This is a genomic window from Paraburkholderia aspalathi, assembly GCF_900116445.1.
GTDB lineage: Bacteria > Pseudomonadota > Gammaproteobacteria > Burkholderiales > Burkholderiaceae > Paraburkholderia > Paraburkholderia aspalathi.
Genome location: NZ_FPBH01000035.1, coordinates 81,336 through 94,911, shown reverse-complemented (window position 1 = coordinate 94,911; position 13,576 = coordinate 81,336). Strand labels below are relative to the sequence as shown.

At 61.9% G+C, this 13,576-nt stretch carries 9 protein-coding genes; 3 read left to right on the top strand and 6 right to left on the bottom strand.

Annotated features, from left to right (window positions below):
* Positions 1 to 439: 439 nt before the first annotated feature.
* From BM438_RS37195 to BM438_RS37185, 3 genes are all read right to left on the bottom strand, one after another.
* Entirely contained in the window at positions 440 to 1,843 is a 1,404-nt protein-coding gene (locus BM438_RS37195; protein ID WP_093645028.1) for a methyl-accepting chemotaxis protein, read from the bottom strand.
* Between the two features lie 516 nt (positions 1,844 to 2,359).
* The gene (locus BM438_RS37190) at positions 2,360 to 3,349 is read right to left on the bottom strand and encodes an alpha/beta fold hydrolase (RefSeq protein ID WP_093645026.1); all 990 of its coding nucleotides are present in this window, start codon (positions 3,347 to 3,349) and stop codon (positions 2,360 to 2,362) included.
* Between the two features lie 99 nt (positions 3,350 to 3,448).
* Positions 3,449 to 4,939 (bottom strand): flavin-containing monooxygenase, encoded by a 1,491-nt coding sequence (locus BM438_RS37185; protein WP_093645024.1) that lies wholly within the window; start codon positions 4,937 to 4,939, stop codon positions 3,449 to 3,451.
* Between the two features lie 146 nt (positions 4,940 to 5,085).
* Between BM438_RS37185 and BM438_RS37180 the strand changes: the two genes are divergently transcribed.
* On the top strand, positions 5,086 to 5,763 hold the full coding sequence (locus BM438_RS37180) for a TetR family transcriptional regulator (protein ID WP_093645022.1): 678 nt from the start codon (positions 5,086 to 5,088) through the stop codon (positions 5,761 to 5,763).
* A 106-nt stretch (positions 5,764 to 5,869) separates the two neighbouring features.
* Here the strand turns inward: BM438_RS37180 and BM438_RS37175 are convergent, their stop codons facing one another.
* The 3 genes from BM438_RS37175 to BM438_RS37165 all read right to left on the bottom strand — a co-directional run bounded on the left by BM438_RS37175 (position 5,870) and on the right by BM438_RS37165 (position 8,913).
* Positions 5,870 to 7,060 carry a tetratricopeptide repeat protein gene (locus BM438_RS37175; RefSeq protein WP_093645020.1) on the bottom strand — a complete coding sequence of 397 codons (1,191 nt, stop codon included), beginning with the start codon at positions 7,058 to 7,060 and terminating at the stop codon, positions 5,870 to 5,872.
* Between the two features lie 85 nt (positions 7,061 to 7,145).
* Entirely contained in the window at positions 7,146 to 7,826 is a 681-nt protein-coding gene (locus tag BM438_RS37170) for a PspA/IM30 family protein (RefSeq protein ID WP_093645018.1), read from the bottom strand.
* Between the two features lie 472 nt (positions 7,827 to 8,298).
* Entirely contained in the window at positions 8,299 to 8,913 is a 615-nt protein-coding gene (locus BM438_RS37165; RefSeq protein ID WP_093645016.1) for a hypothetical protein, read from the bottom strand.
* Between the two features lie 443 nt (positions 8,914 to 9,356).
* Between BM438_RS37165 and BM438_RS37160 the strand changes: the two genes are divergently transcribed.
* Entirely contained in the window at positions 9,357 to 11,858 is a 2,502-nt protein-coding gene (locus BM438_RS37160) for a penicillin-binding protein 1A (protein WP_093645014.1), read from the top strand.
* A gap of 416 nt (positions 11,859 to 12,274) precedes the next feature.
* Entirely contained in the window at positions 12,275 to 13,153 is an 879-nt protein-coding gene (locus BM438_RS37155; RefSeq protein WP_093645042.1) for a lipid A biosynthesis lauroyl acyltransferase, read from the top strand.
* Positions 13,154 to 13,576 lie beyond the last annotated feature (423 nt).

Below are 13,576 nucleotides of genomic sequence, written 5' to 3'. Positions count from 1 at the left end.
CTTGATCTTGCCAGGGAGAAACTGATCCCTCACTGATCGGCTTCGTTACTTCGTTGCCCGACTACCTGTCAGATCGAGTCCAGGCTAATACACATAAAACCACCCGCTGCGTTTTGGCATTCACGGACCTCAACCAAAGCCCGTGGTTTCCCCTGCAGACCCGTCCGCGACGCACGCAGTGCGGAGTGGGAGCTGACGAGTCCTTTGTAACTAGCGCGGAATGTGCGAGAGCACGGATTCCAGTCGCACCACTACCCGTGGCAAACCACGGTGTCCACTTAGCAGGGGCTTCTAGCCGCTTTCTTTGCTTATCTTTCTTTGCGGCGGCAAAGAAAGTAAGTGTCGCCCCGCACAGGGGCAACGCTAATAGACCACTAACAATTCAAGGAAAGGCCAAAGCCCCAGGAACACTGACAAAAGCGCCGCGCAGGCAAAAAAATCAAACCTTATACCCAACCCGAACCCCACCCCAATGCCGCCCGGCCACAAACACGGGCGCCGACGCATCTTTCATCAAAACAAACTGCCCACCGCCCATATCGCGCCGATACGTTTGCAGCAAAAATTTCTTAACATGCGAAGCAGCCGCAATCCCAGTCCGATCATCGAACATTCGCCGATTCCGGCAATTCGCCATATTCCAGACCACATCCTCGCGCTGCGGCAAAGAGAACTTCAGATTATGCGTAGGCAGATACCCACGCACATCGACAGCCGCACAAAACGCCACGCGTGGATCCAGCCCGAGTAACGGCTCCTGAATAGCAGGCAAAACCCGATCGGTAAAAGCAGTAAACCGTGTAATGAACTGAGCCGGATTGCTCCCGGCAACAGGCACGTAGTGCTGATCGAACAGATCCTCAATCGACACTTCGCCCCGCGCGACAGCCGCTTCGAATACCTTGCTCACCTCGGCTGCAGCCCGCTGCACGGCTTCGATAAACCGTGTATCCGTCGTCTCCACCCCCGTGGCCGCGGTCAACTCGATCAACGTCTCGGACACGCTGAGCAGATTCCCCAGCCGGTCCTTCGCCTGGACGAAGTTTTCACTCGAATCTTCGACGCCGCTTGCCATCTCCAGAACCTGCGCCTCGAGCCCATTGCATTGCGTTTCAATCTCGCCGGTCAACGTGGCGATCTGTCCAGCCTCGTCGTTGAGCTGCGTAATCGCATCGCCCGTCGCATGCACGACGTCGCCGATCTTGCGAGTGCCTTCGCGGACTCGATGAGCGCGCGCCGTGTTCACCGAGCCCTCGCTGATCAACTGCTCGGTCTGCTGGGTGAGTTGCGCGAGCGTCGTCTCGATCTGGCCGGTCGCCTGTGCGGTCTTCGCCGAGAGGTTCTTCACCTCGGCGGCCACGACCGCGAAACTCTTGCCGGAGTCGCCGGCGCGCGCGGCCTCAATTGCGGCATTCAGCGCCAGCAAATGCGTCTGGCGGGCGATCAGCGAAATCTCCTCGGAGACGCGGCTCACATGGGCCAATGCGCTGCGCAGCGCGCCAATCTGGCTCTCGATCACCGTTACGCCCTCCACCAGCCCGTGGATATCGGCGAGCGACGCCTCGAGAGTCTGTTGCGACGCTTGTACGCCCGTTGCGGCTTCGGCCGACACGTTGCGCATTTCGCGCGCAGCGGCGGCGATGCGGTGGTTGCCCGCCAGCGTGACGGCAGCAGATTCGCGCAGCGCGCGGCATACCTGTGCCTGGCGCTGCACGCGCGCAGCCACTTCTTCGACGTGGCCCGATACGTCGCAGATTTCTATGCCCAGTTTGCCGGCGTGGGCGGCAATGTCGCCGACCACGGTCTGCGAATGGGCAGCCCGGCGGAAGCTGAAGCGCGTCATGGTCGTGTTCTCCTTGATGGCGCGGTTTGCTGAGTCGATTCGCGCGCTCATCCAGCCCGGATGCCGCGTCTTCCCGAGGTATTGACGGCAAACTTTCAAACAACTTGATACGGGGTATCCCGCGGTCGTTATGATGTGGGCTCCGGCAGGGCGCTGGCACGGCCCGGTGCGCAGCACGCGTGCGACGCCCGGCCTGACCGAGGCCTGGCCCCGCAAGTGGCTGTGCCTGCCATTTCTCACAGCCCTTCCACTCACCAGCGGACCATGATCGACTCCTTCGCACGCGTCTCAGGCTGGCAGCAGCTTTACCACCTGTGGGAGCTGATCGTGATGCTCTGCAAGTTTCTTTGGGGACTGTTGCGGCTGCTCGGAGGTGGTTGAGAGCGCAACGTCGGGTTTCGGCGATGCGTCAACAGCGCGGCGATGCGCGCTGGCTGCGGATCGGTGAATGCGTGAGTCGGCGGGAGCGCCAGACGATGCGGCGATACGACCGCCGCATCGTGCGGGCAGGAAGGGTCAGACCGGCGCGCTGCGCACGCCTTCAACTGCCGGAGCAGTGGCGCCGCTCGTGCCGAGAAACGCGCGCAGATCGGTCATTACGCGCTCAGGGGCTTCTTCCATCGGAATGTGGCCGAGTCCCGGGTACATCACCGATTTCGCGCCCGGAATGCGGCTTGAAAATTCGGTCGCGTGCTCAGGCGGAATCCAGCGATCCTTTGCCCCCCACAGTACCAGCGACGGCAGCTTCAGCGTCTTCAGCACGTCGGTATCGACGTCCTTGAAGTCGAGCGTCGGCACCATCTTGCCGATCGCCGTGCGCGTGCCTTCGCCGTGGAAGAACTCGACGTATCGCCGCAGCGTCACCGCATCGATCTTGTGCGGATCGCCGTACACGTTGCGCACCGCGCTTTTGATAATGACTTCCGGCAGCCACCACGGCGAACTGACCCGCACCAGCGCGCTATTGAAGAGGCCGATGTAAATCGGCAGCTTCATCGGGAAACCGGCCGAGTCGATCAGGACGAGTTTTTCAACGGCATCGCGATGGCGCACTGCGTAATCCCACGAAATCAGGCCGCCGAGCGAGTTGCCGATCAGCGTCGCGCGCGAGATGCCGAGTGCCTGCATGAAGGTGTCGATAAATCGCCGGTAGGTCGGCAGATTCATCGTTTCGATTTCGCCGGCGTTCGTGCGCAGCGGTCCGGTTACGCCAAACGGCGGCAGATCGAGACGGATCACGCGATGCTCGTGCTTGAGTTCGTCGGCCACACGATTCCACGTATGCAACGAAGACGCGAAGCCGTGAATCATCACGATCGTGTCGCCGCTGCCCTCGTCGACATAGTGCACGTCGGCGCCCATGATCTTGACGAACTTGGAGCCGCTTTGCGTGTAGCGTCGTTGCAATTCGGTGCGCGGTACGCTGGTGATGCCGAGGCGCGCAGCGAGCGAGCGGGGGCGCAGCGGTGCGGTGGATGCGGGCGTTGCGGATTCGATGCTTGCCATGGTGGTTGTCTCCCTTTAGTTTGAATTCGAATGCCTCCGCCTCGCCATCGCGAGCGGCCCGTCAGCTGCGCATGCTGCATCAAGCCGTATCAACGCACATCAACGCGCGAAGCGATAATCCTGCGGCCGCACGCGCCGCGTGCGTTTGCGAAAGCTGAATGTGAAGCCCGGCCACAGCGCGGTGACCTTGCCGCTTTTCGTCTGATACCAGCTATGGCAGCCGCTGACCCATACGGAGTGCTGCATCTCCTTCTGCAGACGCGCATTGAAATCGCGCTGCACGTCGGGCAGCAGCGTCATCGTGCGTGCCTTGCGTCGGCGCAATACGCGCAGGCAATCAGCGATGTACTGCACTTGCGACTCGATCATGTAGATCATCGAGTTGTGGCCGAGCCCGGTGTTCGGGCCGACGATCATGAAGAAGTTCGGGAAGTTGGCGATGCTGGTGCCGAGGTAGGCCTCCGGTCCATCGCGCAGCCACATCGCGCCGAGGTCGGCGCCCTCGAGACCGGTCACCTCGAACGGTGCGCCCACGTCGTTGACCTGGAAGCCCGTGCCGCAGATGATCGCGTCGGCCTGGTGATGCGCGCCGTCTTCAGTGACGATGCCATCGGCGACGATTTCGCGGATACCGGTCGTCACCACGTCGACGTTGGGCTGGCTGAGCGCGGGATAGTAATCGCTCGACAGCAGCACGCGTTTGCAGCCAAGCCGGTAGTTCGGCGTCAGCTTCGCGCGCAGCGCCGGGTCCTTGACGCGCCGTTCCAGGTAGCTCAAGCCGAACTTCATCGGCAGCTTCATCAGTTTCGGATTGACGACGAACGCAATCGCGCGCGATTCGAGCTGCCAGTAGATCGCGTTGCGCACAAAGCGCTGCGTGAACGGCAGATGGCGGAACAGCCAATGCGTGCGCGGGCCGACCGGCTTGTTGGGCTTGGGCATGATCCACGGTGCGGTGCGCTGGAACAGTTCGAGTTGCGCGACACGTGGCTGGATCTGCGGCACGAACTGGATCGCGCTGGCGCCGGTGCCGATCACGGCCACGCGCTTGCCTTCGAGCGGATAGTCGTGGTCCCAGCGCGCGGAATGAAACAGCTTGCCTTCAAAGCGCTCGAGCCCGGCGATCTGCGGCATAGCCGGCCGCGATAGGGGACCGCTCGCGGCGATCACGACGTCGACCTCGATGCTGTCGCGCGTACCGTTCGAATCGATCTCGACCTGCCATGTCCGCCGCGCTTCGTCGAAACGCGCCGAGGCCACGCGCGCATTGCAACGCACGTAACGATCGACGCCGTATTTGCGCGCGCAATGCTTGAGGTAAGCGAAGATCTCCGCCTGGCTGCCGAACGCACGCGACCACGCCGGATTCGGCTCGAACGAAAACGAATACAGATGCGACGGCACATCGCAGGCCGCGCCCGGATAGGTGTTGTCGCGCCACGTGCCGCCAACATCGCCGGCCGCCTCGTAAATCGTGAACGACGTGATGCCCATCTGCTGAAGGCGGATCGCCATGCCGATGCCCGCAAACCCGCTGCCGACAATAGCGATGCGTGGCGTGGCGGGTTGGGCAACTGAAGCAGGCGTCACGGCGGGTCTCCGGAGGTGGGCAAAATTCGGGTGTCTACATATGTCTACAGCCGTATAACGCGCAGGGTAGACAACTGTACACTTCGCGTCAAGATCGTTTAGAGTACGACTATTAAACGCGCGAGCCGCGCCCCGACTGAAAGCTCATGAAACTCTCACCCGAAGCGGCGCTCGCCGCCGACCATGGCGCCGTTGCAGGGCAGGACCTTCCGCCCGGCAAGCGCAAACTGATCGAGGCCGCGTTGCGTCTGACCGCGGGCGGGCGCAGCTTTGCAAGCTTGGGTCTGCGCGAACTGGCGCGCGAGGCAGGGTTGAATCCCAACACGTTCTATCGTCACTTCGACACGCTCGACGACCTGGCGCGCGAGGCGGTCGAATCGGTGAGCCGCCGCCTGCGGCCGATGCTGCGGCGCGAGCGTTGGCTGGCGGCGCACCATGAACCGCAGAGCGTGCCGCGTCGCGCGTGCATGGCGTTCTTCGCGTTTGCGTTGGAGAATCGCGAGGCGTTTCTGAGCGCGTTGGCCGAGTATCACGGCACGTCGCCGGCGCTGCGCGAAGCAGTGCGGGCCAATCTCCATGAAGTGTCGGCGGAAATGGCGGACGACGTCGTGCAACTGGAACTGATGCCGACGCTTGCCCGCGCAACTGTCGACGAAGTCTGCACGCAGATCGTGCTGCAGCTGTTTCATCTTTCGGCGGAGTACATCGACGGGAATGCCGCCCGCCGGGACGCGCTGGTCGCGTATGCGGAGCGTTTCATCGTCCGGCTGTTCGCAGGTTCGATGCTGCTGGCGCAGCATGAGCCGGTTAGGGCGCCCGCATGAATTAAGGGAATCGACATGAAAAAACAGGCTCCGTACGGAGCCTGTTTTCATTGCAGCTTGATCGCTTGGCGTTCGACTGACTGCATCTCACGCAGCGCGGTGTTTCTCAAGTATCGCTCCAGCCGCCGGAATCGTCGTTGCTGCCCATGTCGACACCACCGCCGTTGTTGTCGTTCCAGTCGTTCGAACCCTGGCCGAAGTCGAGACCGCCGCCATTGCCGCCGTCACCGCCGCGGCGACGCGTTTCGTCATCGACAATCACGTCGCGCTCCACAACGCGTTCACGCCCGGAATTCAGCGCCTCGCCAAGCAGCACGCCGGTCAGCAGACCGCCCATGCCGCCGCCGAAACCGCCGCCACCTTGTTGCACGATGACCTGCGGCTGCTGCTGATACGGTCCTTGCTGCGGGTATGGCTGCGGCGGGTTGCCGAAACGCTCGGCTTCCCGCGCATACGGCGACTGCTGCGTGCCGGCGGCCGGCGCGGCATACGGATCGGGCCGCCCTTCGGCGCGGGCGCGCAGGCTGCCGATGCGCTGTTCCAGTTCGTCGAGCTGATACGGCGGAACAGGATTCTTGCTGTTCGACAGCGTTTCGACGAGACCGCGCAACTGGTCTTCAGTCGATTCGACTTCCTTCTCCAGCGCCTCATGACCTTGCACGGTGGAGAGCTTCACGTCGAGCTTCAACGAGCGCACGGCGTTGAGCATTTCGGTTGCGCGCTTGAGCTGCACGCGACGGTCGTCGTCGGCGCGCGAATCGTCTTGCGTGCGGGCGCGGCGCAAGGTCCAGCGCAACACCAGCGCGATCACGCCGATCAGGAGAACGATGCCGACCCACATGCCGATGCCGGGACCATGCCGTTGCGGCGCTTGCTGCACCATCGCCGATTGCTGTTGCACGGCCGGCGAATTCTGCTGGACGAACGGGTTGGCCGCGCGGCTCGCGGTGTTGCCGCCGGCGCCGCCGGCACGTTCCGCGTCCTTGCGGATACGCGCTTCGGTTTGCGCGAAACGGGTCGGGTCGGTGAAGCGGATTTGCGGATCGAGCGTCTTGGCCTGTTGAATCTGGGCGAGGGCGTCGCCGTAACGGCCTTCGCGATCGAGCACCTGGCCGTACAGGTAGCGCGCGCGGGCATTGTTCGGATGCGCCTGCAGCACTTCGCTCAAACCGGCATCGGCCTGCTGCCAGTTGCCTTGCGACATGGCGGATTCGATCTGCTGGACCGTCGGCACGGCGAATGCCGCAGCCGACACGAACAGCAGTGAGGCGAATACGCTTGCGAGAAATTTTTTCATTTACGGACCGGGTGCGATGCACCCGTCTCCTTCAGTCGATTCCGGCGGCGCTCGTAACGGCCGCCAGTATGCACTGCTGACGCAATTACTGAGCCGGCGTATTGATCTGCTTCTTCAATGCTTCGAGACGATCTTCGACGGACGGGCCGCGGTTCAGGTCCGCGAGCTTGTCGTCGAGCGCCTTGCCGGTCTTCACGTCGGCAGAATTCAGGCGCGCGTCGGAACGGGCGTTCGACAACGCAACCTTGTCTTCCAGCTTCTGGAAATCCTCGGACAGATTCTTGCCGCCGATACCGCCCAACGCAGTAGCGGCAACATCTTTGGCCTGAGCGATCTGCTGCTTGGCTTGCAGAATGTTCGAGCGCGCGTTCAGGTCGTTACGGCGGCCACGCATGTCGTCGATCTGACTCTTCAACTGCGCAACCGACGGCTCCAGCGTGGTCAATTCCTTGGCCAGCGCGTCGCGTTCGGCTTCAGCCGTGGCTTGCGCCCCGAGGGCTTCGCGTGCCAGCGTTTCGTCGCCCGATTGCAGCGCGCGCTTCGCGCCGTCTTCGTACTTCTTCGCCTTGTCGGCGGCGACATCGCGCTTGCTTTGCTGCGTGGCGACCTGTGCCTGAATCTCGATCAGCGAGTTCTCGGCTTTAGCGATGCTCTCGTCGAGTTCGCGCACGATCTGGCGCGAATCGCGCGACGGGTCCTGCACGGAATCGGCTGCGTCGTTCAGGAGACCTTTAAGCGTGCGCGAAATGCTGTCAAAAAGCGACATGAAAACCTCCAAAGAATGAAATCGGCGCTGAATAATTCCCACGCGCTTTAACTGCTTTCAAATGCTACTTTACGCCGCTGCGCGAGAAGCTGCGCAACGTTCGGACCGGAGTTCGGGGCACACCCGCCAATTGCAATAGCGGCGCCACAAATTTACGTTTTGAAAACAAATGGCCAACGGCCTCAGTGGTTAAAACGTGGGTTGGCTTATTCAGCCGTTCGCGGATATTACACCACGCATTCTCTTAAAACCGCCTTAAAGGGCGCGATGACATAATCGCTAACTTTGTGCGCTGCGAGCACCCGTTCGACGGGCATCTGCGCGGCGCGCATCGACATGGCGAGTGTCCGCGCGGCGGGTGTCGCGGATGTGAACAGGCGTCGTGTGTGGACGGCGTGCTTGCGTTTCAACACCGCTTCAACTGCGCTTCGATGCGCGTTGGGTTAGGGCGCTTGACCGTGACACTTCCGATTCAGGCGAAGCGGCCGCCTTCCGTGCTCGGATCGCTTTGCGGATCGTCTTCGTCGCGCTTCGCGTCGAGGCGCGGGCGTTTAAGCACGTTGCGCAAAGGCGTATCCACGTCGTTGGGTTTCTGCGCCGAACCGGCAATGGAGGCCGCTTCGGCAGCGGCGACGCGCGCCACGGCTTCGGCTGCCGCAGCCGCTTCCAGTTCCTCGGCGGTGGCGGTGAGGGCGGCCAATACGCCGGCCGGCAGCAACGGCGCCGGGCCTGCGCCGGCGGCTGTGCCCAACAATTCATCCGCGTTCGATGCGGCCGCGCTTTCCGCCGGCGCAGCGGATTCGTTGTCACCGTGAGTCTGCAAGGCCTCGGGGAGCGCCGCCCGTGCGTTGCGCGTGCCGCGCGCGACCCGCTGCAACGCGGCGTCGAGCGCGTCCGGTGCGCGCGGCGCACGCAGCCGGTCGACAATGCTGGCCGCTTTCACCTGTTCGCTGGTCGCGCCGAAGCTCAACACCGCGCGGCGCATCAGTTCGCTGACGCTAATGCCCAGATTTTCGGCGGTGGCGGCGATCGCGCGTTTCTGCGCGGTCGTGACGAATACGACGATGCGTTCGCTGGGCTTGTTCATGGTCGGCTCGCATACTTGTTGGCATTGGCGAATCAAGGCGTGAATCTGGCGTACGCCGTCGCGCGTATCGGTTACGACTCCCGCGCCGAGTCCATCATATGACGAGTTGCACCGATGCGGAACGGGCGCGACATGAAAATCCCGTGACATCAACGGGTTGTAGCGTTTGCGGCGGGCTTGTCCACAGGCCTTTCAACATTTTCTGTTGATAACCCTGGCAGGCGGCGCGGAGCACTTGCGCGACTGCCGTGATCTACCTGTATAACGAAGCACGAAGGGAATTCTTACAAAAAAACTGTCTTGGACGGCGCTTGATTTCTTTAAAATGCGCTGTTACGTTGCGCCGGACGCTGTCACAGGCGTGCCGTGCGGTCGCCCGGGGGCATAGGGCCGCGCGGTGTTTTGCGCCTCACGCGTTCAGTTGCACGCCCACTATTCCAGTCATGCCAATCATCAAACGACCGCATTCTTCAAATTCTCCGGCTGGTGAAGACCGGGACGCCTACCACCGTACTCCAGGACGCAACGCTGCTTCGCGCGACGCCGAGCCTGGCCGCCGTTCGATTGGCGCGAGCATCACCATCTGGTTTGTCAGTCTGCTGGCAACCATCGCCGTGGTGGGTGCGCTGATCGTCGGTTACGCGCTCGTGGTGATGGGGCCACAACTGCCGTCGCTCGACGCGCTGACCGACTATCGCCCGAAAGTGCCGCTGCGCGTCTACACCGCGGATCACGTGCTGATCGGCGAGTTCGGCGAAGAGCGGCGCAGCATCGTGCGCTTCCAGGACATTCCGGACCAGATGAAGAAGGCGGTGCTCGCGATCGAAGACTATCGTTTCTACGAGCACGGCGGCGTCGACTTCGTGGGCATTCTGCGCGCGGGCATTTCCGACATCACGCACGGCGGCGCCTCGCAGGGTGCGAGCACGATCACGATGCAGGTGGCGCGCAACTTCTTCCTCTCGAGCGAGAAGACCTACACGCGCAAGATCTACGAAATGATGCTGGCGTACAAGATCGAGCGCGCGCTGACCAAGGATCAGATCCTCGAGGTCTACATGAACCAGATTTATCTGGGCGAGCGCTCGTACGGTTTTGCCGCGGCCGCGCGCGTGTACTTCGGCAAGGATCTGAAAGACATCACGCTGGCTGAAGCCGCGATGCTGGCCGGCTTGCCGAAGGCGCCTTCCGCGTATAACCCGGTGGTCAATCCGAAGCGCGCGAAGATCCGTCAGGAATACATTCTGAAGCGCATGCTCGAGCTGAAATACATCAGTCAGGATCAGTACGACCAGGCCGTCAAGGAAGAGATTCACACCAAGAATCCGGGCAACGAATACAGCGTGCACGCTGAGTACATCGCCGAAATGGTTCGTCAGATGATGTACGCGCAGTACAAGGACGAAACCTATACGCGCGGCCTGAACGTCACCACCACGATCGATTCCGCCGACCAGGACGCCGCCTATCGCGCGGTGCGCAAGGGCGTGATGGATTACGAGCGGCGCCACGGCTACCGCGGGCCGGAAGGCTTCGTGCAACTGCCCGCACCGGGCGACGACCGCGATCAGACCATCGACGACGCGCTCACCGATCACCCCGACAACGGCGAAATCATTGCCGCCGTGGTGACGGACGCGAATCCGAAGCAGGTGAAGGCGCAACTGGTCGACGGCACCGAAGTGACGATCAGCGGCGACGGCCTGCGCTTTGCAGCCGGTGCGCTCTCCGCGCGCGCGGCGGCTGCCACGAAGATCAAGCCGGGTTCGATCGTGCGCCTCGTTGCCGACGACAAGGGCAACTGTCAGATCACGCAGCTGCCGCAAGTGGAAGGCGCGCTGGTTTCGCTCACACCGCAGGACGGTGCGATTCGCGCGCTGGTGGGCGGCTTCGACTTCAACAAGAACAAGTTCAACCACGTCACGCAGGCGTGGCGTCAGCCGGGTTCGAGCTTCAAGCCGTTCATCTATTCGGCAGCGCTCGACAAGGGTCTCGGACCGGCTACGATCATTAACGACGCGCCGCTGTACTTCCCGCCGAGCACGCCGGGCGGTGACGCGTGGGAACCGAAGGACGACGACCAGCCGGACGGTCCGATGCCGCTGCGCCTCGCGCTGCAGAAATCGAAGAACCTGGTGTCGATCCGTATCCTGTCGTTCATCGGCACCAAGTACGCACAAGATTTTGTCACGCAGCGTTTTGGTTTCGACGCCGACAAGACCCCGCCGTATCTGCCGATGGCGCTCGGCGCCGGCCTCGTCACACCGCTGCAATCGGCGGGCGCTTACTCGGTGTTCGCGAACGGTGGCTACCGTATCAATCCGTATCTGATCAACGAGGTGACGGATGCTCGCGGCGTACCGCTTTCGAAGGCGCAGCCGTTGACCGCAGGGCAGGATGCGCCGCGCACGCTCGAGCCGCGTAACGCATACATCATGAACAGCCTGCTGCATTCGGTGGCCACGGCCGGCACGGGTGCGGGCACCAACGCGCTGCATCGTTCGGACCTGCAGGGCAAGACGGGTACGACCAACGACGCCAAGGACGGCTGGTTCGCCGGTTATCAGCAATCGCTGGTGGCCGTGGCGTGGATGGGTTACGACCAGCCGAAGAGTCTTGGCAGCCGCGAATTCGGTGCACAGCTCGCGTTGCCGATCTGGGTCGAGTACATGCAGCGCGCGCTGCGTGGCGTACCGCAAAGCGAGCCGGCGCAGCCGGACGGCGTAACTGCTGTCGACGGCGAACTGTTCTATACGGACATGACGCCGGGCAATGGTTTCGTAGCCAGCATCGGTCTGGATTCGGCGAATCCGACCGCCGGTGTGAGCGACGCGGTGGGCGGCGTAGGGCCGGCGGGTATGACGCCACCGGCGGTGCCGCCGCCGAACGTCTCGTCGAATGAGAAGAAGCAGATCATGGATTTGTTTGAGACGAACAAGCCTTGATGTCTGCCAGCGCTCCAAAGGGGACCTCCTTCGGGGTTCGCTTAGGGGCGTAGCGAGTGTGCGGCTTGCCTGTGGCCGCACGCGCAAGTTTTTGAAAGGGCGGGGGAAACCACGCGCTGACGCGGATTTCTATCGCGCTACGCGGGCCTCGCCGAGCAGATTTTGTGCCCGCCTTCTGCAGTGTGTTTTAATCACGCCTGCGGTGCTTTTTTATTGGGTCCTATACGGACGCTCGATTCCTAAGCGGTTTCGGCCTCCACCACTGCTGCGTCTCGCCGCGAGCGAGGCGCACGTCTTCGAAAGTCCCGCCGCGCAAGACCCGTTTGACGCGCGCGCATGCCACTTCGTCCGTGGGCAACTGTCAGGTTGCCGCGGCCGGCGTGTTTGTCATACAGCATCCACCGGGTCGTTGCCTCGTGAAAAGTCGAATACTCATCTGTCTGATGACAGGTCTGCTGCGCGCGTTTGCTTTCCTGCCATATGGCGTTGTCGCGCGCATCGGCACCGGCATCGGTGCGTTGCTGTACCGGATTCCCAGCGCGCGCCGGCGCGTCGTGCATACCAATCTGAAGCTGTGCTTTCCCGACATGAGCGACGACGCACGCGAGCGTCTCGCGCGTGCGCATTTCTGTCATGTGATCCGTAGTTATGTCGAGCGCGGTCCCCAATGGTTCGGCAACGCGCAGGCGTTGGCGCGCCTGGTCGAAGTGGAGAGCGCGATCGATCTGACCGATATGGAGGGGCAGCCGACGATTTTTGTCGGCTTCCATTTTGTCGGTATCGAGGCGGGGTGCATGATGTATTCGACGCGGCATCCCGTTGCGTCTTTGTACACGCCGATGTCGAATTTGTTGCTTGATGCGATGGCTAAGCGGCAGCGTGGGCGTTTTGGTACGGAGATGATTCCGCGTAGCGATAGCGTGCGGCGCGCGTTGCGGGTTCTGCGGGATGGCAAGCCTGTCATGCTGGCTGCTGATATGGATTTTGGGTTGCGGGATTCGGTGTTTGTGCCGTTTTTTGGTGTGCCTGCCTGTACGCTTACTTCCGTTTCGCGGATGGCTAAGGCTGGGAATGCTCGGGTTGTGCCGTTTGTGACTGAGGTTTTGCCCGATTATCGGGGCTATAAGTTGACTATCTTCGAAGCGTTAAAGGATTTTCCTTCGGAGGATGTTGCTGTTGATGCTCGGCGGATCACGGAGTTTCTTGAGACGCAGGTGCGTCGGATTCCTGATCAGTATTATTGGGTGCATAAGAGGTTTAAGCATCGGCCTGCTGGGGAGGCTGGGGTTTACTGAATTTTTGCCTTTGCGGCGCTTTTGTCCGTGTTCCTGGGGCTTTGGCCTTTCCTTGTTTTGTTAGTGGTCTATTAGCGTTGCCCCTGTGCGGGGCGGCACCTACTTTTCTTTGCCGGCTGCAAAGAAAAGTAGGCAAAAGAAAGCAGCTCAAACCGCTAATGCTAAGTGGGCACCGTAGCTTGCAACGGGTAGTGGTGCATCTGGAATCTGGGTTCGTGCCCCTGCACGTGCTTGTGACAAGGGAGTCATACTTCCGGCGGCGCTACGCGCGCCGAAGAGTCATTCCTAAAACCATGCGCTGGTTGGACGGCGTTCCAAAGATCTACGTTTGATTTCGTTGCGCGCTCAAGCACTTACGCCGGATGTCCCGATGTTATCAACATGCCTTTCAACAAAATCTGTGGATAAGGCGGCTCTTCGCAA